At 61.3% G+C, this 22,272-nt stretch carries 19 protein-coding genes and 3 pseudogenes; 11 read left to right on the top strand and 11 right to left on the bottom strand.

Annotation, left to right across the window (positions count from 1 at the left end; all coding sequences use genetic code 11):
• Nucleotides 1-91 precede the first annotated feature (91 nt).
• The gene (locus tag AC30D7_RS14575; protein ID WP_490134529.1) at nt 92-1,540 is read left to right on the top strand and encodes a mechanosensitive ion channel domain-containing protein; all 1,449 of its coding nucleotides are present in this window, start codon (nt 92-94) and stop codon (nt 1,538-1,540) included.
• 253 nt (nt 1,541-1,793) lie between these two features.
• Nucleotides 1,794-2,234, top strand: coding sequence for a carboxymuconolactone decarboxylase family protein (locus tag AC30D7_RS14570; RefSeq protein ID WP_490134528.1), 441 nt, complete (start codon nt 1,794-1,796; stop codon nt 2,232-2,234).
• 21 nt (nt 2,235-2,255) lie between these two features.
• Here the strand turns inward: AC30D7_RS14570 and AC30D7_RS14565 are convergent, their stop codons facing one another.
• The 3 genes from AC30D7_RS14565 to AC30D7_RS14555 form a co-directional block, all read right to left on the bottom strand.
• Nucleotides 2,256-3,848, bottom strand: coding sequence for a DHA2 family efflux MFS transporter permease subunit (locus AC30D7_RS14565; RefSeq protein ID WP_490134527.1), 1,593 nt, complete (start codon nt 3,846-3,848; stop codon nt 2,256-2,258).
• Nucleotides 3,845-4,972 carry an HlyD family secretion protein gene (locus AC30D7_RS14560; protein ID WP_019579956.1) on the bottom strand — a complete coding sequence of 376 codons (1,128 nt, stop codon included), beginning with the start codon at nt 4,970-4,972 and terminating at the stop codon, nt 3,845-3,847. The genes AC30D7_RS14565 and AC30D7_RS14560 overlap by 4 nt, the downstream gene beginning before the upstream one ends.
• Before the next feature lie 162 nt (nt 4,973-5,134).
• A complete protein-coding gene (locus AC30D7_RS14555; RefSeq protein ID WP_490134526.1) occupies nt 5,135-6,286 on the bottom strand; it encodes an MFS transporter in 1,152 nt (383 codons plus the stop codon).
• 168 nt (nt 6,287-6,454) lie between these two features.
• Between AC30D7_RS14555 and AC30D7_RS14550 the strand changes: the two genes are divergently transcribed.
• A complete protein-coding gene (locus AC30D7_RS14550; protein WP_490134525.1) occupies nt 6,455-7,447 on the top strand; it encodes a diaminopimelate epimerase in 993 nt (330 codons plus the stop codon).
• Between the two features lie 57 nt (nt 7,448-7,504).
• On the opposite strand, the gene codA is transcribed toward AC30D7_RS14550, so the two are convergent.
• From codA to AC30D7_RS14525, 5 genes are all read right to left on the bottom strand, one after another.
• Nucleotides 7,505-8,749: a cytosine deaminase gene (gene codA, locus AC30D7_RS14545; RefSeq protein WP_490134524.1), complete on the bottom strand. Its 1,245-nt coding sequence runs from the start codon at nt 8,747-8,749 to the stop codon at nt 7,505-7,507.
• Nucleotides 8,750-8,762: 13 nt separating this feature from the next.
• Nucleotides 8,763-10,034, bottom strand: coding sequence for a cytosine permease (codB, locus tag AC30D7_RS14540; RefSeq protein ID WP_490134523.1), 1,272 nt, complete (start codon nt 10,032-10,034; stop codon nt 8,763-8,765).
• Nucleotides 10,035-10,226: 192 nt separating this feature from the next.
• The gene (locus AC30D7_RS14535; RefSeq protein WP_490134522.1) at nt 10,227-11,057 is read right to left on the bottom strand and encodes an alpha/beta fold hydrolase; all 831 of its coding nucleotides are present in this window, start codon (nt 11,055-11,057) and stop codon (nt 10,227-10,229) included.
• Between the two features lie 163 nt (nt 11,058-11,220).
• Nucleotides 11,221-11,577 carry a 6-carboxytetrahydropterin synthase QueD gene (gene queD, locus AC30D7_RS14530; protein WP_007933061.1) on the bottom strand — a complete coding sequence of 119 codons (357 nt, stop codon included), beginning with the start codon at nt 11,575-11,577 and terminating at the stop codon, nt 11,221-11,223.
• Nucleotides 11,578-11,662: 85 nt separating this feature from the next.
• Complete coding sequence (locus tag AC30D7_RS14525; RefSeq protein WP_490134521.1) at nt 11,663-12,742, bottom strand: patatin-like phospholipase domain-containing protein; 1,080 nt, start codon at nt 12,740-12,742, stop codon at nt 11,663-11,665.
• Between the two features lie 241 nt (nt 12,743-12,983).
• Between AC30D7_RS14525 and AC30D7_RS14520 the strand changes: the two genes are divergently transcribed.
• Genes AC30D7_RS14520 through AC30D7_RS14505 form a run of 4 tightly spaced genes read left to right on the top strand, consistent with a single transcriptional unit; the run spans nt 12,984 to nt 15,579 of the window.
• Nucleotides 12,984-13,292, top strand: a complete 309-nt coding sequence (locus tag AC30D7_RS14520; protein WP_349746446.1) for a PepSY domain-containing protein — start codon at nt 12,984-12,986, stop codon at nt 13,290-13,292.
• The gene (locus AC30D7_RS14515) at nt 13,292-13,597 is read left to right on the top strand and encodes a PepSY domain-containing protein (protein ID WP_490134520.1); all 306 of its coding nucleotides are present in this window, start codon (nt 13,292-13,294) and stop codon (nt 13,595-13,597) included. The genes AC30D7_RS14520 and AC30D7_RS14515 overlap by 1 nt, the downstream gene beginning before the upstream one ends.
• Before the next feature lie 3 nt (nt 13,598-13,600).
• Nucleotides 13,601-14,269: a response regulator transcription factor gene (locus AC30D7_RS14510; protein WP_490134519.1), complete on the top strand. Its 669-nt coding sequence runs from the start codon at nt 13,601-13,603 to the stop codon at nt 14,267-14,269.
• On the top strand, nt 14,266-15,579 hold the full coding sequence (locus AC30D7_RS14505) for a sensor histidine kinase (protein ID WP_490134518.1): 1,314 nt from the start codon (nt 14,266-14,268) through the stop codon (nt 15,577-15,579). The genes AC30D7_RS14510 and AC30D7_RS14505 overlap by 4 nt, the downstream gene beginning before the upstream one ends.
• A gap of 65 nt (nt 15,580-15,644) precedes the next feature.
• Here the strand turns inward: AC30D7_RS14505 and AC30D7_RS14500 are convergent.
• Nucleotides 15,645-16,190, bottom strand: a pseudogene (locus tag AC30D7_RS14500) (methyl-accepting chemotaxis protein); the annotation flags it as partial.
• A gap of 312 nt (nt 16,191-16,502) precedes the next feature.
• Nucleotides 16,503-17,573: pseudogene (locus AC30D7_RS14495) on the bottom strand (cache domain-containing protein); the annotation flags it as partial.
• 617 nt (nt 17,574-18,190) lie between these two features.
• Here AC30D7_RS14495 and AC30D7_RS14490 point away from each other — a divergent pair.
• The 4 genes and pseudogenes from AC30D7_RS14490 to AC30D7_RS14475 all read left to right on the top strand — a co-directional run bounded on the left by AC30D7_RS14490 (nt 18,191) and on the right by AC30D7_RS14475 (nt 21,846).
• Nucleotides 18,191-19,507, top strand: a complete 1,317-nt coding sequence (locus tag AC30D7_RS14490) for a Na+/H+ antiporter family protein (RefSeq protein ID WP_490134531.1) — start codon at nt 18,191-18,193, stop codon at nt 19,505-19,507.
• A gap of 178 nt (nt 19,508-19,685) precedes the next feature.
• A pseudogene (locus AC30D7_RS14485) lies at nt 19,686-20,462 on the top strand (cache domain-containing protein); the annotation flags it as partial.
• 84 nt (nt 20,463-20,546) lie between these two features.
• Complete coding sequence (locus AC30D7_RS14480) at nt 20,547-21,368, top strand: methyl-accepting chemotaxis protein (protein ID WP_370695268.1); 822 nt, start codon at nt 20,547-20,549, stop codon at nt 21,366-21,368.
• Between the two features lie 319 nt (nt 21,369-21,687).
• Nucleotides 21,688-21,846, top strand: a complete 159-nt coding sequence (locus AC30D7_RS14475; RefSeq protein WP_490134517.1) for a metallothionein — start codon at nt 21,688-21,690, stop codon at nt 21,844-21,846.
• Between the two features lie 72 nt (nt 21,847-21,918).
• Here AC30D7_RS14475 and AC30D7_RS14470 read toward each other — a convergent pair whose 3' ends face one another.
• Nucleotides 21,919-22,146 (bottom strand): DUF6555 family protein, encoded by a 228-nt coding sequence (locus tag AC30D7_RS14470; protein ID WP_490134516.1) that lies wholly within the window; start codon nt 22,144-22,146, stop codon nt 21,919-21,921.
• Between the last annotated feature and the right edge of the window lie 126 nt (nt 22,147-22,272).

Below are 22,272 nucleotides of genomic sequence, written 5' to 3'. Positions count from 1 at the left end.
TTGGTTTTGTGCTGTTTTGCAGATCGCAGGCTTCGCCAGCTCCTACAATCTGTGAGATCTTCACGCCATTGGACTTTGCTGGAGTTGCTTGATGCTGTCACTGCTCACCAATCACCCGTTGCTTAGCGCGCTGATCCTGATTCTGATCGATCTGATGTTGTGGCGCTTGATCACGGCCAGTAGCAGCAACTGGAAACTGGCCGCGCGGGTGGTGATCTTCGCGTTGTTCAGCGTGCTGCTGTTCAACGAAGGCCTGAACCCCATGGCACCGGCGCCCTGGGCCGACAATGTGCCGTTGCACCTGGCGGCAACCGGTTTGCAGATCGGCTGGTGGCTTTACGCAGCGCGCACCCTGACGGTGTTGCTCGGCGCGGTGATGATGCAACGGGTCGGGCACACCGGGCGCTTGTTGCAGGACTTGCTCGGCGCGGTGATTTTCCTGATCGCGGTCATTGCTGCCCTGGCGTACGTGCTCGAATTGCCGGTCAAGGGCGTGCTGGCGACATCCGGCGCGTTGGCGATCGTCGTCGGCCTGGCCTTGCAAAGTACCCTCAGCGACGTGTTTTCCGGGATCGTCCTGAACACCACCAAACCCTATCAACTGGGTGACTGGATCTCCATCGATGGCACCGAAGGTCGGGTCACCGATATCGATTGGCGCGCCACACGTCTGCAAACTTCCCAAGGCAGCATGGCGGTGATTCCCAACTCCCTGGCGGCCAAGGCCAAGATCATCAATTTCAGCCGGCCCAGCGATATTTTCGGCGTCTCGATCAGTTTGCAAGTGAGCCCTCACGCGCGTCCGCAAACGGTGATCGATGCCCTGGAACGGGCCATGCAGGGGTGCCGCTTTCTGTTGGATAAACCGGCACCGTGCGTGGCATTGAAAAGCTCCGGCAGCACCGGCGTGGAATATGAAATCAGCGGCTTCGTGGTCTCCATGGATCAGAAACGCATGGTGCGCAATCTGCTGTTCGACCTGGCGTTCCGGCACTTGCAGGCGTCCGGCGTGATCCTGTTGTCGAACGTCGAGCCCAACGCTCCTGCTGTGTTGTCACGGCAGCGGGCGTTGCTGGACAGTTCGAGCATCTTCTCGACCCTGCGTCAGGAAGAGAAAGAAACCTTCAGTCAGAACATGAAGCTGCAAACCTTCCGCGCCGGAGAAATGATCCTGCCAGCGGGGGAGGTCAGCGATCATCTGTTCATCATTGAATCCGGCGTCGTGTCGGTGGAGCTGAGCCGCGGCGGGGTCAAGATCGAAAGCGGGCGCATGGGGCCGGGAGAGGTGATCGGCGAGGGCGGGATTTTGTCCGATATGGCGATGCCGGCGGATTTTAAAGCCAAGACGAACTGCAGCTTGTACCGGATCGAAAGGGAATACCTCCAGCCGTGCCTGGATGCGCGGCATGACATCGGTGAAGCGATGAAGGCGTTGCTGGATTTCCGCTTGAACAAGGCTCAGGCGCTGAGTCAGGAAACACCCAAGGTGGTGGAGAAAAAAGGGTTTTTGCAGTGGTTGCGCAGCCGTAGCCATGGGTAGCCCGGTGTTTTTGTATTGCCCATTCTGACGCCTTCGCGAGCAAGCCCGCTCCCACATCGGATCTTCAGTGAACACAAGTTCGGTGTTCGGCAAAGATCAAAATGTGGGAGCGGGCTTGCTCGCGAAGGCGTCGGCACCCTCTCTGAATTTCTTCTGGTCTATTGGCATCCTCAACTTCCCAATAATTGGCTATTTGTTCAACCTCAGGTCCGCATTAACGTAGCGCCAACACCCATTGTGATTGGAGCTCGCCATGCAAACCCGTATCGATTTCTACACTGCCTCCCCAGACGCCTTCAAAGCCATGATGGCCCTTGAAGCCGCTGTCTCGAAACTGCCCCTGGAAAAGTCGCTGATTGAACTGGTGAAGCTGCGTGCGTCGCAGATCAACGGCTGCGCCTTCTGCATCGACATGCACACTGCCGATGCCATGAAGGATGGGGAAACGCCACGCCGGCTGTTCGCCGTGACCGCCTGGCGCGAGGCACCGTTTTTCACCAATCGCGAGCGCGCCGCACTGGCCTGGACTGAGTCCATGACCCAAGTGAGCCTGACCCACGCGCCGGACGAAGACTATGCGCTGCTCAGCGCCGAGTTCAGCCCCAAGGAAATGGTCGACCTGACTGTGGCGATTTCCACCATCAACAGCTGGAACCGCCTGGCCGTGGGCTTCCGCAAGATGCCTCAGGCCTGACTTTTTGAGGAGCCGCCGGGCTCAATGAGCATCGGCGCTCGGCGCGGCCGGTGGTTGCACCTTGCGCATCAGGGGCACCATCGCCGTGGCGAGAATGAAGCAGACCATGATCATCAGGAACGCGTCGCCGTAGGTTTGTGTCTGCGCTTCGCGATACGTCAGCAGCCACAGCTGACGCAGGCTGGCGGTGAGGCCGATGTCACCGCTCTGGCCGAGGGCGGCGAAGTTATGGCCGACCTGGGACAGCCACTGATTGAGTGCTTCGTTAGTGCTGTTGAGGTTCTCCGCCAACCGGGTGAAGTGCAGGTTGGTGCGGTCATTGAGAATCGTCGCGCACGCGGCGATCCCCATCGCGCCGCCAAGGTTACGCATCAGGTTAAATAACCCCGAAGCATGTTTGAGCCGCGCCGGTGCCAACCCGCCAAGGGTCAGGGTCACCGCCGGCGGCACCGCCAGTTGTTGCGCGATCCCGCGCAAGGCTTGCGGCAGCATCAATTCTCTAGCCCCCCAGTCATGGGTGATCGGGCTGAAATCCCACATCGACAGGGCGAACAGCCCAAGGCCGGTCATCATGATCCAGCGCAGGTCGATGCGATTGGCCAGAAAGGCGTACAGCGGAATCGCCATGATCTGGAACACCCCGGTGGAAAAAACCGCCAGGCCAATGTCCAGCGCGCTGTAGCCACGCACCCGGCCGAGAAACAGCGGCGTCAGGTAAATCGTCGCGAACAGGCCGATCCCCGTAACGAACGAAAAGAAGCAGCCGAGGGCGAAGTTGCGGTCCTTCAAGGCGCGCAGATCGACGATCGGATTGGCCACGTGCAAGGTTCGACCGATGAAGGCCAAACCCGCCAGGCCGCTGATCCACGCGGTGGTCAGAATTGTGCTGTCGCTGAACCAGTTCCAGCGCGGGCCTTCTTCGAGGGTGTATTCCAGGCAACCGAGAAACACCGCCATGAACAGCATGCTCAGGTAGTCGGCGCCTTTGAGCAGCGACAATTCCGGCTGGTCGATTTTCACCAGCATCGGCACCGCCACCGCAACGAAAATCCCCGGTACCAGGTTGATGTAAAACAGCCAGTGCCAGGACGAAATGTCAGTGATCCAGCCACCGATGACCGGCCCCAATGTCGGTGCCAGCGAGGCCACGGCGCCGATGGTTGCAGCGGCGATCACCCGTTGCTTGCCGGTGAAGAAAAAGAAGGCGGTGGTGAACACCAGCGGAATCATCGAGCCACCGAGAAACCCTTGCAGGGCGCGGAAGGCGATCATGCTCTGGATGTTCCAGGCCACGCCGCAGAGCAGGCTGGCCAGGGTGAAGCCAATCGCCGAGGCGCAGAACAACCAACGGGTCGAGAACACCCGGGACAACCAGCCCGACAGCGGAATCACGATGATTTCGGCGATTAGGTAACTGGTCTGCACCCAGGCAGTTTCGTCGGTGCCGGCCGAGAGCCCGCCGCCGATGTCACGCAGCGACGCCGAGACGATCTGGATATCCAGCAGCGCAATGAACATGCCGATGCACATCGTGGCGAAGGCGAACACCTTGGTCGCCGTCGCCATGTTGGCGGCGTTGAACGGTTGCGCGGGGGCGGCGAGGGCGCGGCTCATGGCGCGCTGGCCACGGTTGGGGTTTGCGCTTCAGGCTCGGCGCGGGTGTCCACTTCGGCAGTCACCGACAGGCCTGGACGCAGATGACCGAGTACGCCATCCGCCGGGTCGAGCAGGATCCGCACCGGCACCCGCTGGACGATTTTGGTGAAGTTACCGGTGGCGTTTTCCGGTGGCAGCACGCTGAACTGCGAACCGCTGGCCGGCGCCAGGCTGTCCAGATGCCCGTGGAATTCACGCCCCTTGAGCACGTCGGCATGCACGATCACACGTTGGCCCGGCGTCATCCGCGCTAGCTGATCTTCCTTGAAATTGGCATCGACCCACAGCCCGCTGGCCGGCACCACCGACAACAGTTGCGAACCGGCCTGGGCATAAGCGCCGACCCGCGCCCGGCGATTGCCGATCACGCCATCGACGGGGGCTTTCAACTCGGTATAGCCGACGTTCAACTGCGCCAGATCACGCTCGGCCCGCGCCTGTACCAATGCGGCACGGGCTTGTTGTTTCTGGGTTTCGATCACGTTCAACTGGCGTTGCGCGGCCAGCAGTTCGGCCTGGGCCCGGGCACTCTGCGCCTGGGCCGTCTTGAAGGTAGCGTCGGCCCGTTGCGCGCTTTCCACCGAGACGGCATTGCTGCCCACCAGGCGTTTGTAGCGGGCATTGTCGTCCCGCGAGCGCGCGGTTTCGGCGCCCGCGGCATCGATACCGGCGCGGGCCTGGCCGATCACCGCGTGTTGCAGTTGTTCGGTGGCGTCGAGGTTGGCGAGCAACGCTTCTTCAGCGGCCACCGCGCCTTCAGCCTTGGCCAAGTTGGCGCGATAGTCACGGGCGTCGATCCGGATCAGCACATCGCCGGCCTTGACCCTCTGGTTGTCGGTCACCAGCACTTCTTCGATATAGCCGGCAACCTTCGGGCCAATCACCGTGACGTCGCCACCAATGTAGGCATCGTCGGTTTCTTCAATGAAGCGCCCGGCAGTCCACCAATGGTTCGCGTACAGCCCGATAAATACCAGGGCTGCGATGGCTGCCGTCAGCAGCACCAGCCGTTTCAGCAGGGGAGGCTTGGGTGGGGTCGCTGCGACGGCAAGGTCGGGTTCGAGGCTGGGCATGCTGGTCATGGAGAAATACCTGTGGAAAACGAGGCTTTATTATGGATGTAATATGACGTAGGTAATATTCAGTGACAATGGGTTTTTGCTACCGGTCGTCTGGTGCCGGACGTTTCTATCGCTGGGGAGCCTTGCACATACCCTGTGAGAGCGGGCTTGCCCGCGAAGCCTTTAAACCTTCAACACTTTGCCGCCAATCGCCACGGCCACCAGCAACACCGCCATCAACCCAAAGGCAAAACTCAAACTGCTGCCATGGGCGATGAAGCCGATCACCGCAGGTCCGGCGAGAATCCCGGCATAGCCCAACGTGGTAATGGCCGGCACGGCAATGCTTTCGGGCATGACGGTCTGTTTGCCGACGGCGGTGTACAGCACCGGCACAATGTTCGAGCAGCCAGCCCCGAGTAATGCATAACCCACCAGCGCTGCCTCCCACGTCGGTGCGAATGTCGCCAGCGCCAGACCTGTCGCAGCCGTCAGCCCACCGAACACAATCACGCGCGTATAACCAAGACGCCGAACGATCCTGTCACCGGTCAAGCGCCCGAGTGTCATGGTCAGCGCAAATGCCGCATAACCCAACCCGGCATACGCGGTGTCGATCCCGCGCTCCTGCGCCAGGAACACCGCGCTCCAGTCGAGTGCCGCGCCTTCGGCCAGAAACACGATGAAGCACATCCCGCCGATAAACAGCACGATGCCATGGGGCACGGCAAACGCCGGGCCGGAGCTTTCACTGCCGTAAGGCAGCAGGTGCGGCGCGGCTTTAAGCAATGCCAGCACGAGCACCACGATCACCACCAACATCGCCCCCAGCGGCGAAAAACCCAACCCGAGCAGGGCGCTGACCCCCGCCGCGCCGACGATCCCGCCGAGGCTGAACAGCCCATGAAAGCCCGACATCAAGGTCTTGCCGCTGGCCCGCTCGACGATCACCGCTTGCAGGTTCACCGTCGAATCCACCGTGCCCAGGCCGGCGCCGAACATGAACAACGCCGCGATCAACGCCGGAATCGAAGACACCGTCGCCAACAGCGGCAGCGCCGCGCAGATCAACAAGGTGCCGCCGCTCAACACCCGACGGCAGCCGAAACGCGTCGCCAGAATCCCGGCCATGGGCATCGCCAGAATCGAACCCCCGCCCAGACACAACAGCAACAGCCCGAGGGTGCCTTCATCCAGCCCGGCCCGTGCCTTGGCGTAAGGCACCAGCGGCGCCCAGGCCGCGATGCCGAAACCGGCGATGAAAAAGGCGATGCGCGTGGACATCTGTTCCAGACGTCCGGGGACGAAGGCGGCTTGGGTGTTGAGGCTGGTCATATCGATCCTTGGCAAAAAACGTCGCGTCCCCAAAGGACAGTGAACAACCGCAAAGGGTTCGATCACCACGTTCGGGTGGGGCAGCAGCAGGCAGGGTGACATCCTTGCACAGCCAGCGACTGTTTCGCGATATCGTCGACGTTTCAATTGTTCATGCAAGGGGGAACCATGACGCGGATGTACGATGCACGAGGGAATATCTACGTAGTGGTTGCGCCGGACAATGTGCGCGGTAGCGGTATCGACCTGCCTGAACAGGCCAGCCACGCCGCGCAAACCCGTGAGGCCTGGGCGTTGTCTGCCATCGAGGCATTCTGCGGCTGGGCTCCCGGGACACAACCGCCCGGCAGCAAGGCGCATCGTTGCGATGGCTTGCTGGTGGGGCCGTTTCAATCTTCGCCGCCGTTTGACCTGTTGATCGTCAACACCGATGGAAGCCTGGCCGAGCGCAGTGGCAATGGTCTGACGATTTTTTCCCAGGCCCTGATAGAACAAGGGCTGATGCCGAGGGAGGAGGCTTGCTTGCTCAGGGTTCATCACGACAAGCGCGATGCGCTCTCGCCAGTGGCGACTTCGGTGAAACCCGCCGAAATCGATGGTGTGCAAGGGTTCTGGCTGGACTTGGGGCAGCCTTCGTTCGGGCCGGAAGCGGTCGCTGCACAAGGGGTTGAACCGGTGACGTTGAATGGTCGTGAAATCAGTCATGTGCGGCCATTGTCTGCGCTCGATCCAGCCTGGAACCGCAGCCAGTTCGTGCGCATCGGTAATCCCCATTGTGTGACGCTGGTGACAGGCGCCGATGCGTTGCCCAGTAATGCGCAGATGCGTGAGCCGGGGTTGTCCGACGGATTGACCCGCATCGCTTACGCCACGCCAACCGGGGCAGGACTGCCGTGTGAGGCCGGGGTGAACCTGCAATGGGCGATGCTTGAATCCGAAGGGCGAATCGTTGCGCGGGTGTTCGAGCGTGGCGAAGGACCGACCGAGTCGTCGGGCACCAGCGCCAGTGCGGTGGCGTGCGCGGCGTGGCGAGTGGGGTGGGTGGCGGCCGGGGCTGTGAAAGTGGTCATGCCCGGCGGCACGGCGCCGATTCTGCTGGAAGAACGGGAGGGCGAATTGAGTCGGGTCAGGTTGTTTGGGACGGCGCGGTTGATGGGGTGATTTTAAGACTGTCATCGCGAGCCTGCTCGCGATGACGCCCGAACGGTCAGCGAAGATTCAGGGCCGATCCGCCCACTCAACCACCGGCATCTGCCGCTTCATCAACACCTTGCCCCCGCGAATCGAATACAGCGGCAGGCCCTGGCTGCGGATCACTTCGTAATCGCTGTCCGCCGACAGAATCAGCAGATTCGCCGGTCGGCCCCGTTCCAACCCGTAGCGATCGCCCAGGTTCATCGCCTTGGCACTGTTGTCCGTGACCAGGTCCAGCGCACTCTGCAAATTGCGATAACCGAGCATGTGGCAGATGTGCAAACCGGCCTCGAGCACCCGCAGGATGTTGCCATTGCCCAGCGGATACCACGGGTCGACGATCGAGTCCTGACCGAAACACACGTTCATCCCCGCTTCGAGCAACTCATTCACGCGAGTCACGCCACGGCGTTTCGGGAAGTTGTCGAAGCGGCCTTGCAGGTGAATGCTTTCGGTGGGGCAAGAAACAAAACTGATCCCCGAATGCCCGAGCAGTCGAAAGAGCTTGGCGCAGTAGGCGTTGTCGTAGGAGCCCATCGCCGTGGTGTGGCTGGCGGTGACGCGCGAGCCCATGTCGCGGCTGCGGGCCTCTTCGGCCAGCACTTCAAGGAAGCGTGAGTGCGGGTCGTCGGTTTCATCGCAATGCACATCCACCAGACAGCCCGTGCGTTCGGCCAGGTCCATCAGGAACTTCACCGAGCTCACGCCCTGGTCCCGGGTGTATTCGAAATGCGGAATGCCCCCGACCACATCGGCGCCCAGGCGGATCGCTTCTTCCATCAACTCCCGACCATTGCGGTACGACTCGATGCCTTCCTGGGGGAACGCGACGATTTGCAGGTCGATCAGGTGGCGGCTTTCCTCGCGGACTTCGAGCATCGCCTTGAGCGCGATCAGTTCCGGGTCGGTGACATCGACGTGGGTGCGCACGTGCTGAATGCCGTGGGCGGCGAGGGTCTGGATGGTTTTTTTAGCGCGTGCTTTGGTGTCTTCCTGAGTGATGGTGGCCTTGCGCTCGCCCCAGCACTCGATGCCTTCGAACAGCGTGCCGCTCATGTTCCAGCGCGGTTCGCCGGCCGTCAGGGTGGCATCGAGGTGAATGTGCGGTTCGACGAAGGGCGGCACCACCAGATTACCGCCGGCATCCAGATCGTCAGGTCCCAGTGACGGGGCTTCGGTTTGCCGGGCGATGCTGTGAATCAGGCCGTTTTCCAGGTGCAACTCATGCAGGCCTTCTTGGTTGCGCAGGCGGGCGTTGATGATGTGCATCAGGCGAGTCCTTTTATAGATCTTGTAGTGGTGCTTCGGCGGTACGGGCACCCAGTACGCCGGTCAATAACACATACGTTAGCGCGGCAGCGGCGATCCCTACCAGTGGCGCGACCCACGGGGAGCTGAATGCCGCGACGGTGCCGACTGCATAAGCGCTCAGGCCTGGCCAGTTGAATGCCGGCAACCGGGCATCGGCCAGGCGCGGGTATTGACCACGATGGCGGAAGAAGAAATCCGCCATGATCACTCCGCCAATCGGCGGAATCACCGTGCCCAGCAGAATCAGGTAAGGCACCAGCATGTCGTACATGCCCAGCAGCGCCAGCAGCGTGCCGAGCACCGCGCCGGCCAGGGTCACGGTTTTGCGCCGGCCGGTGCGTAACAGATTGCAGCCGGCGACGGCGAAGTTGTAGATGGTGTTGTCCTGGGTGCTCCAGATATTAAGCAGCAGCATCGCCATCGCGGCCATGGCGAAACCTTGCAGCAACAGCACTTCGACCACGTCCGGTTGCTGATAGACGATCGCGCCATAGGCACCGATCAGCACCATCAGGCCATTGCCGATGAAAAAGCCGATCAGGCTCGCCAGCACTGCGACCCGCGCCGACCGGGAGAAACGTGTCCAGTTGGTCGCTTGCGTCGCACCGCTGACAAAGGTGCCGAACACCAGGGTAATCGCGGTCGACCAGTCCAGTGTTGCTGTCGGCACCACCGCGAGCAAACCCTCGAGCCCGCCGACTTTCACCGTCGCGACCCACATCGACAGCATCAGCAACAACATCATGGCGGGTACGGCGATGTACGACAGAATCTCCAGCCCGCGATAGCCGATATACGCTGTGGCGCAAAAGCCCAGGCCGAACAGGACCATCAGCCCCAGAACGGTGCTTTCATTCAGTTCGAAATATTTGCCGAGTACCACGGCGGCGGTCGCGGTGCCCCAGGCGTACCAGCCGATCTGGGTGAAGCCGAGGATCAGGTCGCTGAGCTTGCTGCCCACTTCGCCGAAGCAGAAACGGCCCATCAACACCGAATTGAGGCCGCTTATGAAGGCGATGTAGCCAAGCCCGGCGGCGTAGATTCCCAGCAGCAGGTTGCCGACGATGATCACCGTCAGCATCTCGCCGAAACTGAACGCCACCCCCAGCTTGCCGCCGGCAAACATAGTCGCTGTGAAGAAAGTAAAACCCAGCAGCACCATGGCCGTGGAGGCGAGCCCCTTGCGGGCATGCATCGGGACTTCGCTGAGGGGATAGTCGTTGCCCGGATCGTTCTGCGTCATGTGGCGTTCCTTGCTGGATGGGGACGCGAGGGTGTTGCAGTGCTCGTGCCAATGGCGCGAGGGTGTTGTTATTTATAGACGAGCAGGCGGATTTGGCCTGAAGAGGGGCACGAAAGCAGTGCGGCTGTGGTTCAAATTGGGACGCAGCAATCAGGTAGTCACAAAGCCCCCTCGCCACAGGGTCTCCGTCAATCAGGCGTTCTGTGCCAACGGCAGAAACCGCAATATCGCCGCCATGATCGCCTCCGGTGCATCCTCCTGCACCAGATGCCCGGCATTCGCAACGGGATGAAACTGCGACCCCGCAATCATCTGATGCAATGCCCGGCCACGCTCAATGGGAATCCACTGATCGTCTTCCCCCCAGAGAATCTGCACCGGGCAGCGAATCGTCGGGTACAGCGTTTCGATCTCGCGGGTATAGCGTTCATCCATCTGCGCGATCTGCCGATAGAACGCCGCTTGCCCCGAATCACCCAGCCAAGGCAGCACGTAGGGCGCCAGCTCCTGATCGGAAATCTCGCGCTTGATCGCGCCACGAATGTAGGCCGGCACAATCGCCCGCTGAATGTAATCGGGCAGGCCGCTGAACGCCGCTTCATGCTGACGCACATGCTGCACGAACGGCGAACCCCATGGCGACAGCGCCACCGGGTCGATCAGCGTCAGGCTGCGGTAATCCTTGCCATTGAGCAGATGCGCGCGCAACGCAGTGGCGCCGCCGAAATCGTGAGCCACCACGTCTGGCCGTTCCAAGCCCCAGTGTTCCAGCAATTGCGCCAACAGTTGGTTTTGCACGCCCAGGGACACATCGCCGTCCGGCTGTGCGGACTGCCCGTAACCCAGCAAATCGAAGTAATGCACCCGGTGCGTGGTGATGAAGTGCGGTGCGATCCGGTGCCACACATGAGAAGAGAAGGGCGTGCCGTGCACGAACACCAGCGGCGGGCCGTCGCCACGTACGGCGTAGCGAACGGAGTGCCCGTTGAAACGATAGGTCTGAGCCAGCGGCCAGTCAGTCATGGGTGCGTCCTCTTGGCGTGTGCGAGCCCAAAAGCATAGGCATAAAAAAACAGCCATTGAAGGCTGTTTCTCTATTCACTGACGAAACGCATTTTCCTGGTAGGAGCCCTGTGGCGAGGGGGCAAGCCCCCTCGCCACAGGGATTTGCGTTGCTTCAGGCTGTTTACTCACCGCGATAGATGCAACCGCTGGTGCAGGTCTCGTGGATGCGGATCGCGCTGAGTTCCGGCAACAATGGCTTCAACTCATTCCAGATCCACTTGGCCAGCACTTCGCTGGTCGGGTTTTCCAGGCCGGGAATGTCGTTCAGGTAGTTGTGGTCGAGGCGCTCGTAGAGCGGCTTGAAGATTTCTTTGATTTCCGAGAAATCGCGGATCCAGCCGGTGTGCGGATCGAGGTCGCCGCTCAGGTGAATCGCCACTTTGAACGAATGACCGTGCAGGCGGCCGCACTTGTGGCCGTCCGGTACGTGGGGCAGGCGATGGGCGGATTCGAAGGTAAATTCTTTGAAGATTTCCACAGTGATGTTCAGCTCTTTCAGGTGGCGATCGCCGCGGCGATGTGGGCAGGTGGCGAGTTTACCAGAGCTCCGGGCAAAACACTGACTAAAGGGTCAGCAAGCGCTCGCCGAGGCGACCGTTGGCGGTCAGTTCGAGGAACTCATCGCCCAGACGACGGCTTTCATCCATCGTCGCGCGCCAATACTTCTGCCGGCTCGGGGCATCGCCCATGAAGCGCTTGAAGTCGTTGCGGTCCGGCAGTTTGCCGTAGGGCAGGCGTGCCAGGTATTCCTTCGACGGTGCCAGCAGCAGAACATCCTGCAGGCGCTCGGGGCAGGCGCGGCGCCATGGCAGCGTCTTGTCGAACCAGCCGGGGATCACCCGGTCGGTGAAGTGCGGATACAACACGATGTCGTTGCCGCTGTAGGGCAGGTCGAGGTGATAGTCCAGCAGACCGCCGTCGCGGAACGTCCCCGCGCCGGCCCCCGGCAAGTCGCGTACGCCTTGCATGAACATCGGGATCGAACCCGAGGCCAGCAGGGCCTGGCGCAGGTTGCCGGCATTCAGTGAGATGAAGCGCGACGGGAAGTCATTCAGCGCATTGACCGGTGGCGCCTGGCGCGGGTCGTGGATGATCAGCCGCTCGAAGTGCCGCGACAGCCGTGCGCGACCGCGCAGGTTGTCGGCGATCACCGACGACAGGCCCAGCCCCAACCGGCCGCGATGATCGTCCGCCAACAGGCCGTGGCTTTTGACCACCATGATGTTCAGGCGGTAGTGGGCGTTATCCAGAATTGCGGCATCGTGGCTGTCGAGCAAGTCATTGAGCATGCGCCGGGAGCTCTGGCTGATCTGCGCCATGGTCACGCCCTTGGCGAAGTTCTGCTCGGTGTACAGATGGCCGAGGCGGCGGATGCCTTCGGCGGCATCCGGCAGGCAGGCACTGGCGAACCGCCAGGAACCCACCGAGGCGCCGATCAGCGAACGCTCCCGGGGCGCCGCCGGCAACCATTCGCCAAACAGCGCCAGGTCCAGACCCTGAATCCCCAGCGCTTTCGGGCCACCGGCGGCGCCCGGCAACGTGCCCACATCGGCAGCGCTCAAGCCGTTGGCACGGATGCGCGCCAGAGCACGCGGACCGGCCTTGAGGGTCAGGGCAGGGAACTTGATGTGGATAGCGGTCATACCGGTCTCGATGTCTGACGAACGGGGATTATGTGGGAGCAGGCTCGCTCGCGAAAGCGGTGTAACCGTCGACATGTTTGTTGAATGTTAAGCAGCCTTCGCGAGCAAGCCTGCTCCCACAGGTTTTGTGCTTGTCCGTGATGGCGCATTGAGACCATCAGTGATGGCAATTCAGTTTCAATTAAGTTCGAATCGCTAAGGTCGCCTCGTAGCAACACATAAGAAAATACGGAGCCACCCCATGAAAATCCTGACTGCCCTGTTCACCGCGTCCCTCATCTGCCTGACCGCCAGCCTCGCTCATGCCCGCGACCTGGGCCCCGACGAAACCCTGAGGCTGCGCGACGCTGGTACCATTGTGTCTTTCGAGAAGCTCAACGCCACCGCTCTGGCCAAACACCCCGGCTCGACCATCACCGGAACCGAGCTTGCAGAAGAGTACGGCAAGTACAAATACCAGATGGAACTGCGCGACCCGCAAGGCATTGAGTGGGATATGGAATTGGATGCGGTCAGCGGGCAGGTTCTCAAGGATCATCAGGATACGTAATGAAGGTGCTTTCATTTTCAAGCATGGCGCTGGTGCTTCTGGCTTTTTGCTCGGTAACCGTGGCCCGCGACCTGGATCAGGACGAAGCCCTGCGCCTGCGCCAACAGGGCGTGATCCTGCCGCTGGAGCAGCTCTTGCAGCAAGCGCTGGACCGCTATCCCGGGGCCAAGTTGCTGGAAGCCGAGCTTGAAGAAAAACACGACGTCTATGTTTATGAAGTCGAGCTGCTGACCGCCGAAGGCGTGGTGCGCGAGCTGGACGTCGATGCCACCACCGGCCACGTGCTGAAAGACAAGGAAGATTGATCGATGCGTTTGCTCCTGGTGGAAGACCATGTGCCGCTGGCCGACGAATTGATGGCTGGCCTCAACCGGCAGGGTTACGCCGTGGACTGGCTGGCCGACGGCCGCGATGCGGTGTACCAGGGCAGCAGCGAGCCTTATGACCTGATCATCCTCGACCTCGGCCTGCCGGGTTTGCCGGGGCTTGAGGTGCTGGCGCAGTGGCGGGCCGGTGGCTTGGCCACGCCGGTGCTGATTCTCACCGCGCGCGGTTCCTGGGCCGAGCGGATCGAAGGCCTCAAGGCCGGCGCCGACGATTACCTGAACAAACCCTTCCACCCGGAAGAACTGCACCTGCGCATTCAGGCATTGTTGCGCCGCTCCCACGGCCAGGCCAATCAGCCGATGCTCAAGGCTGCCGGCCTGCACCTGGATGAAGGTCGTCAGTGCGTGACCCGCGACGGCGCCGACATCCAGCTCACTGCCGCCGAATTTCGCCTGCTGCGCTATTTCATGCTGCACCCCGAACAGATCCTTTCCAAAAACCACCTCGCCGAACACCTCTACGACGGTGAAACCGAGCGCGACTCCAACGTGCTAGAAGTCCACGTCAACCACCTGCGCCGCAAGCTCGGCCGCAGCGTGATCGAAACCCGTCGCGGTCAGGGTTACCTGTTCGGCGGGCAAGCCCAGTGAGGTCGATCCAGCGTCGCTTGAGCCTGGGCCTGATCAGCGTGATGGTGATCGTCGGCCTGGTGCTGGCGCAAACCAGCCTGTGGCTGTTCGAAATGGGTTTGCAGCGCTACCTCGAAGCCGGGTTGCGCAACGACAGTGAAAACCTGCTGGTGGCGCTGGTGCGCGGCCCACAGGGGTTGCAGCTGGATGAGCGACATCTGTCGCCGGCCTATCAGCGCCCGTTTTCCGGGCACTATTTTCGTATCGACTTTGCCGACAGCCATTGGCGCTCCCGCTCGTTATGGGATCAGGACCTGCCGCGGCTCGAACACCCGGGCCTGAACAGCAACCTGCAACTGGGGCCGGAAGGGCAGCAGTTGCTGGTGCTGCGTTCGGACTACCGGCGGCTGGGCCAGGCGATTTCCATCAGCGTCGCCCAGGACTACACGCCGGTGCGCGAGAGTTTCTGTCGCATGCAACAAGTCGGTCTCGGGTTGGGGCTGGCGGGGCTGTTGCTGATTTTGCTGTTGCAACGGATCACCGTGCGCCGCGCCTTGCGCCCGCTGGAAAAGGCCCGCGAGCAAATTGCCCAGTTGCAGCAGGGCCAGCGCTCGCAACTCGACGAAGCCGTGCCGGTGGAGCTGGAACCGCTGGTGGCGCAGATCAACCATTTACTGGCCCACACCGAAGACAGCCTCAAGCGCTCGCGCAATGCTCTGGGCAACCTTGGCCATGCGTTGAAAACCCCGATGGCGGTATTGTTGAGCCTGGCTTCAAACGAAAAACTCGATGCTCACCCGGAACTGCGCAAAGTCATGCAGGCGCAACTGGAACAGGTCCAGCAACGACTCAATCGCGAACTCAATCGCGCCCGATTGTCCGGCGATGCACTGCCGGGGGCGTTGTTCGATTGCGATGCCGAGTTGCCGGGGTTGCTGGCCACGTTGAACATGATTCACGGCGAACACCTCGACCTGAGCTACCGCTCACCGGCTGGTTTGCAACTGCCGTGGGATCGCGAAGATCTGTTGGAGTTGCTGGGCAACCTGCTGGACAACGCCTGCAAATGGGCGGATGCGCAGGTTCGGTTAAGCGTGGTTGAAACGGCTGAAGTTTTTCAGTTGAGCGTGGAAGACGATGGACCGGGGATTCCCGAAGACCAGCGTGATCAGGTATTCAGTCGCGGCACCCGTCTGGATGAGCAGACCGATGGTCATGGGTTGGGATTGGGTATCGTGCGTGACATCGTCGACGCGTGGGGCGGGGTGTTGAGGTTGGAGGAAAGCGAGTGGGGCGGGTTGAAAGTGATGATCGAACTGCCCAAACGCTGACCCCGCACTGAAGGGTGCAGGTTACCTGTGGCTAGGGAGCAAGCTCCCTCGCCACAGGTGTCAGGTCACACGCGAAACTGGTCCATCAAGCTCTGCTGCTGATTCGCCAGGCTGTTAAGCGACTGACTCACCCGCGCCGATTCATTGGCTTGCCCCGACAGCGATTCGGTCACGTCCCGAATGGTCGCCACGTTGTTATTGATTTCCTCGGCCACCGCGCTTTGCTCTTCCGCCGCACTGGCAATCTGCAGGTTCATGTCGCTGATCACCGTCACTGCGTCTCCAATCTGCCGCAACGCCGTCACCGCCTGACCCACCTGTTCGACACTGCCCTGAGCCTGGCGATGGCTGTTGTTCATCGAGCTCACCACATCCTGGGTTCCGTCCTGCAATTGCTCGATCACCTGACGGGTTTCCTCCACGGATTCCTGAGTACGTCGCGCCAGGTTGCGCACTTCATCGGCGACCACGGCGAAACCACGTCCTGCATCACCGGCCCGGGCGGCTTCAATGGCGGCATTCAGCGCCAAGAGGTTGGTCTGCTCGGCAATGGCGCGAATCACCTCCAGCACCGAACCGATTTTCTCGTTGTTCGCCGCCAGGCCTTCGACCTGCACCATGGCTGCGCTCATGTCGGCGGCGAGGTGGTCGATGCTGGTGGTGGTGCGGTCGATCACGGTCAAGCCCTGACGGGTGGCCTGATCGGCATCGCGTGCTGCTTGTGCCGCCTGCGCGGCGCTGCGGGCGACGTCCTGGGCGGTGGCGCTCATTTCATGGGAGGCGGTGGCCACTTGGTCGACCTGGCGGTATTGCTGTTCCATGCCGGCGCTGGTCTGGGTGGCGATGGCGGACGATTGGTCCGCCGTGCTACGGGCGTCCTGCACCGAGCGTTTCACTTGGGCGATGATCGGTTGCAGCTTGTCGAGGAAGCGGTTGAACCAGCCGGCCAACTGGCCCAGTTCATCTTTTTTGTCGTAACCCAGACGCCGGGTCAGGTCGCCTTCGCCGCTGGCAATGTCTTCCAGCATGCGGGCCACGCCGAGGATCGGTTTGGTCACGCTGCGGGCCATCAGCCACACCAGTAACAAACCGACGAGCGCCGCCAGTACACCCAGGCACAGTTCAACCAGGGTGCCGGCGGCGTTGCTGTCGTCGAGTTGTTTTTTCAACGCTTCGGCGGGGCCGACCAGCACCTTCTCCGGTACGTCGAGCAACACGCCCCAGGATTTGCCACCGGGAATCGGTTGGAACGGCGACAGCACTTTCAGTTGCTGGTTGCTGTGCAGGCTCTCGGTCTTGCTGCTGGCGGCGAGCCGGCGCAGCAGTTCGGCGCCGTTGCTGGTGTCCACGGCGTCGAGGCGCTGGCTGAGCTTGCTGGCGTCCGGGCTGTAGCCGGCCAGCAAACCGACCGGGCTGACGATGCTGACGCTGGTCTGGCCGTCATAGAGTTTCTTGCTGGCGCTCTGGCTGATCGCTTGCAGGCTGTTGAGATTGATGTCCACCGACAGCGAGGCGATGACTTTGCCGTTGACCATCAGCGGGAACACGATGCTGGTCATCAGCACGTTCTGGCCGTCGATCACATAGAAGTAGGGTTCGATCACGCAAGGCTTGAGCGTAGTGCGCGGGCAGGTGAACCAGGCGTTGGCCGGTTCGCCGCTGGGGCCGGTGCTGGTGTCGGCCATGTCGCTTTCCGGCAGGGCCATGGAGGTCACTTTGCCGGGTGTCGGTTGCGACCAGTACAGGGCGAAACGGCCCTTGTCGTTACTGCCCAGCTCCGCCTGACCGGCGAACAGATTGTCCTTGCCGTCCAGCGCATTAGCCTCGAACACCAGCGACAGGCCGAGCAGGTCCGGGTTGGCCTGCAGGGCCGACTTGACCTGCCGGGTCAGGTCTTCACGCAGGTCGAAGGCATCGAGAAAGCGCTTCTCGGCCTGATCGCGCAAAAACAGCACCTGCCGCGAAAAGCCATGGCCATATTGATAGGCGTCCATGAACTGCTGACGAATTCCCAGCGCCTGCACTTCACCCTGGGATTCGATGCGCGCCTGGGCGGCCTCGGTGAGCATTTCCATGCTCGAGGCCTTCACCAGCGCCGAGCTGTGCTCCATGCGATACAGCGAAAGCCCTACCAGCAGGGTCACGATGCCCGCCAGGCAGAGCCCGGCCAACAGGGTGATTTTCCATTGAATGGAAAGGTGTCTGAGCGACATGGGAACGTCCTTTTATTCGATAAATATCTGAGACTTTGCACTGTAGCGGCCGTGATTCGGCTTTCTTTATGTCGCAGGCTGAATAACCAATCCCGATCACTGCAACCTATGTGGTGAAGGGGCCTGTGGCGAGGGAGCTTGCTCCCGTTGGGTCGCGAAGCGGCCCCCCAGCATCTAGTCAGACAGCCCGCATCGGCAGGTTTTACGACTGCTTCGCAGCCGAACGGGAGCAAGCTCCTTCGCCACAGGAGAGACGCAATCAATGGGCGTGCGCTTTGACAAGGGGACGATGCTGCGGCACAGTGCGCGCCCTCTAATAAAACCCTCTCTTCAATCCGCTGGCCGCGCTTGTGCGCACTGCCGGCCGGACTCTTTCCGCTTGCCTTGAGGTAACGATGATTAATGCAGTAATTGCCGCGGTCGGCATCATGCTGATACTCAGCCTGTCCCGCGTGCATGTGGTAATCGCGCTGATTGTGGGCGCGCTGGTCGGTGGTTTGACCGGTGGTCTGGGCATCGAAGCGACCCTCAAAGCCTTCAACAGCGGCCTCGGTGGCGGGGCGACGGTGGCGTTGTCCTACGCCTTGCTCGGCGCATTTGCGGTGGCCATTGCCAAGTCCGGCCTGGCCCACGCCCTGGCGGACAAAGCCTTGGCCATGGTCGATCGCCAGCACGCCAACGGTGGCGGCCATGTCAAATGGCTGCTGATCGGTTTGCTATGGGTGGTGGCCATCGCCTCGCAGAACATTTTGCCGATTCATATCGCCTTTATCCCGTTGCTGGTGCCGCCTCTTTTATATGTGCTGACCAAACTGCAACTGGACCGGCGGTTGATCGCCTGCGTGATGACCTTCGGGCTGATCACGCCGTACATGTTCCTGCCCGTGGGCTTCGGCAACATCTTCCTCAATGAAATCCTGTTGGCCAACGTCGCCCGTAGCGGCGTGGACATCAGCGGTATCAATGTCACCCATGCGATGGGCATTCCGGCGCTGGGCATGGTGTTTGGCCTCGCGGCAGCCTTCATCAGCTACCGCAAGAAGCGCGTTTACGACCTGGAGAAGATCGAGCAAGTCGAACAGGTCGCGGTGCAGTACAACCCCTTGAGCCTAATGGTCGCCGGTCTGGCGATTGTCGTGGCGTTCATTATTCAGCTGTTGCTGGACTCGATGATTATCGGCGCGCTGGTGGGCTTCCTGATTTTTTCGGCGTCGGGCATCGTCAAGTGGCGTGAAACCGACGACCTGTTCACCGAAGGCATGAAGATGATGGCGATGATCGGCTTCATCATGATCGCCGCGTCCGGTTTTGCCGAAGTGATGAAAGCCACCGGTCATGTGCAGACACTGGTGGAGTCCTCGGCCTCGTGGATCGACCACAGCAAAGGCATCGGGGCGCTGTTGATGCTGCTGGTGGGCCTGTTGGTGACCATGGGCATCGGCTCGTCGTTTTCCACCGTACCGATTCTGGCGGCGATTTTCGTGCCGTTGTGTGTGCAACTGGGCTTCAGCCCGATCGCCATCGTGTGCATCGTCGGCACTGCCGGCGCGCTGGGCGATGCCGGTTCACCGGCGTCGGACTCGACCCTGGGCCCGACCTCCGGTCTGAACATCGACGGCCAGCATCATCACATCTGGGACACCGTGGTCCCGACCTTCCTGCACTACAACCTGCCGTTGCTGGCGTTCGGTTGGGTGGCGGCGATGGTTCTGTAACACCTCTGACCCTGTGGGAGCGGGCTTGCTCGCGAAGGCGGTAGCACATCCAGCATTCATGTGACTGACATTCCGCCTTCGCGAGCAAGCCCGCTCCCACAAGTACTGCGTTCAACTTTTGATCTGGCCTGCCGTTATAGCCTTTAACCACGCCAATAAAATCAAAAGAGTGAACGTCATGCGCATGAGCTTGAAGGCCAAAGTCCTGTCCCTTGCCGTCCTCCCGGTGTTGCTCTTTGCGCTGGTGATCAGCCTGACCACGCTGTTCATCCTGCAAGAGCAGGCCCGCAAGGAAGTCGAGGAAACCCGTCAGCGCCTGCTCAGCGATGCCAAGGCCACCCTGCAAAGCTACGTTGCCGTGGCCATGACCACGATTAAACCGCTCTACGACGCCGCCGCTCCCGGCGATGACGCGGCACGGGCGCAGGTGATCAAGTTGCTGTCGAGTATCACCTACGGCAAGGACGGCTACTTCTTCGGCTACGATTCCAACACCGTGCGCCTGTTCAAGGCCAACAGCCCCGAAGGCGTGGGCCAGAGCTTCAAGGACAACCGCGACCCGAACGGCGTCTACGTCAACCGCGACCTGGTGAAAGTCGCCAAGGACGGGACCCACTATCTGCAATACAGCTCACCGTTGCCTGGCAACAGCCAAGTGCTGGTGCCCAAGCTCGGCTACACCGAATACCTGTCGAAGTGGGACATGGCGGTCGGCACCTCGGTCAACCTCGACGGCATCGAAGCACAAGTAGCGCTGGTCGAGGCCAAGGTCCAGGATCGCATGCAAGGCGTGGTGCTGAGCATTGTCGGGATTGCCGTGGTGGTGCTGCTGGTGATCGCCGCGGCCGGGATGTTGCTGGCCAACACCATTTTGCGTCCGCTGAACCTGATGAAAGCCAACCTCGACGACATCGCGGCGGGCGAGGGCGACCTGACCCGGCGCCTGACCATCACCAGCCAGGATGAACTCGGCGAACTGGCCGGCTCGTTCAACCGTTTCGTCGACAAGATCCACGGCCTGGTGCGGCAGATCACCGAAATGACCTCGCAACTGACCGGACTGGTGAATCAGGTGTCCGATCAGGCCCAACGCTCGGATCAGGCCATGGAGCGCCAGCGTCACGAGACCGATCAGGTGGCCACGGCGATCAACCAAATGTCGGCGGCGGCCCAGGAAGTGGCCAAGAGCGCGCAAAACGCCGCGGTCGCTGCCCAGCAGACCGACGAAGAAGGCCAGGCCGCCAAGCGCGTGGTGGCCGGCAGCATCGTGAAGATTCATGCACTGGTGAACGACATTCGCAGCAGCGGCGTGTCCCTCGACAGCCTGCAAAAAGACGTGTCGTCGATTGTCAGCGTGCTCGGGGTGATCCGTTCGATTGCCGAGCAGACCAACCTGCTGGCGCTCAACGCCGCCATTGAAGCAGCCCGCGCCGGTGAGGCCGGACGTGGTTTTGCGGTGGTTGCCGATGAAGTGCGGGCGTTGGCCAGTCGCACGCAAATCAGTACCCAGGAAATCCAGGGCATGATCGACCGCTTGCAGGCCGGCACCCAATCGGCGGTCGAGTCCATGCGCCGCTCCAGCGAGGCCGGCGACGGCACATCGGCCCAGGCCAACGAGGCCGGGGCGTCGCTGGACGCCATGGCCCAGTTGATCGGCACCATCAACTCGATGAACGCGCAGATCGCCAGCGCCGCCGAAGAGCAAACCGCCGTGGCCGAAGAGATCAACCGCAGCGTGCACCAGATCGCCGTGGCGGTGGACAGCGTCGCCGACGAGACCCAGCGCGGCGCACAAACCTCGCGCAGCCTGGCCGATCTCGGTCAGCGCCTGGGGCAATTGGTTGGGCAATTCCGTATTTGAGTGATGTCGCTGAGAGAGTTTTGCGATCTGTAGCAGCTGCCGAGCCCGCGAGGCTGCGTTCGGCTGCGAAGCAGTCGTAATTCAGTCAATACCTTTTAACTGAAAGAACGCGGTGACAGGTTTTGCGACTGCTATCGCAGCCGAACGCAGCCTCGCGGGCTCGGCTGCTGCTACGGGGGAGCCCCATCGCGACTACCCTCAATAGTAAGCGAACACCGTCCAGGCATCTGTTTGAACCAGTTTCTGCAAAGGGCGGTCATTTGCTTCAGGTGCCGCGCACCCGCGGCACCCGGACGACCCTAACCATGGAGTCAGACTCATGAGCAACGGTACCTGCGACTGCCCGAAATGCTCCTGCAAACTGGGTGATCACCCCATCGTGCGTCATGGCAAGCACTATTGCTGTGACGCCTGCGCCAAACATCACGAGCACGGCGAGGAATGCTCCACCAAAGGCTGCAAGTGTGCTAAGCACTGACCGCTCACCCAAAAAAAGTGGAGCCGCTGCGGCTCCACTTTCAGTTTGAATATTTACCTTCCCTTTCAAAGCTCAACTCGTCGGCCTCCAGGTCACATTCTCGACGCCGAATTTTTCCGCCATTGGTTTGCTGGTTTTTTGCACCCGCTCACGGCCAAAGCGCGGGATCCGGCCTACGCCGGCGTCGCAACTTGCCCAGTGCCAAGCCTCTGCATTGTCCATTTTGTCCAGGCGGATGATGAAAGACTTGGGCTTGCCGTGAAGGGTGTATTCAATAACGAAAAGTTTTGCGTTGTTCATAAAGCCTGTATTCCTCCCTGTTGTAATAGAGGGATCGCGAGGCGCGCGAAAAATTCAGTCGGATTGTAAGTCGGTTACAGTGACTGGCGACACACTGCACGCCTCGCTACCATGGAGCCTTTCCCC

It is taken from the genome of Pseudomonas sp. DF5 (genome assembly GCF_058148225.1).
This window is presented reverse-complemented; position numbering and strand designations above follow the sequence as displayed.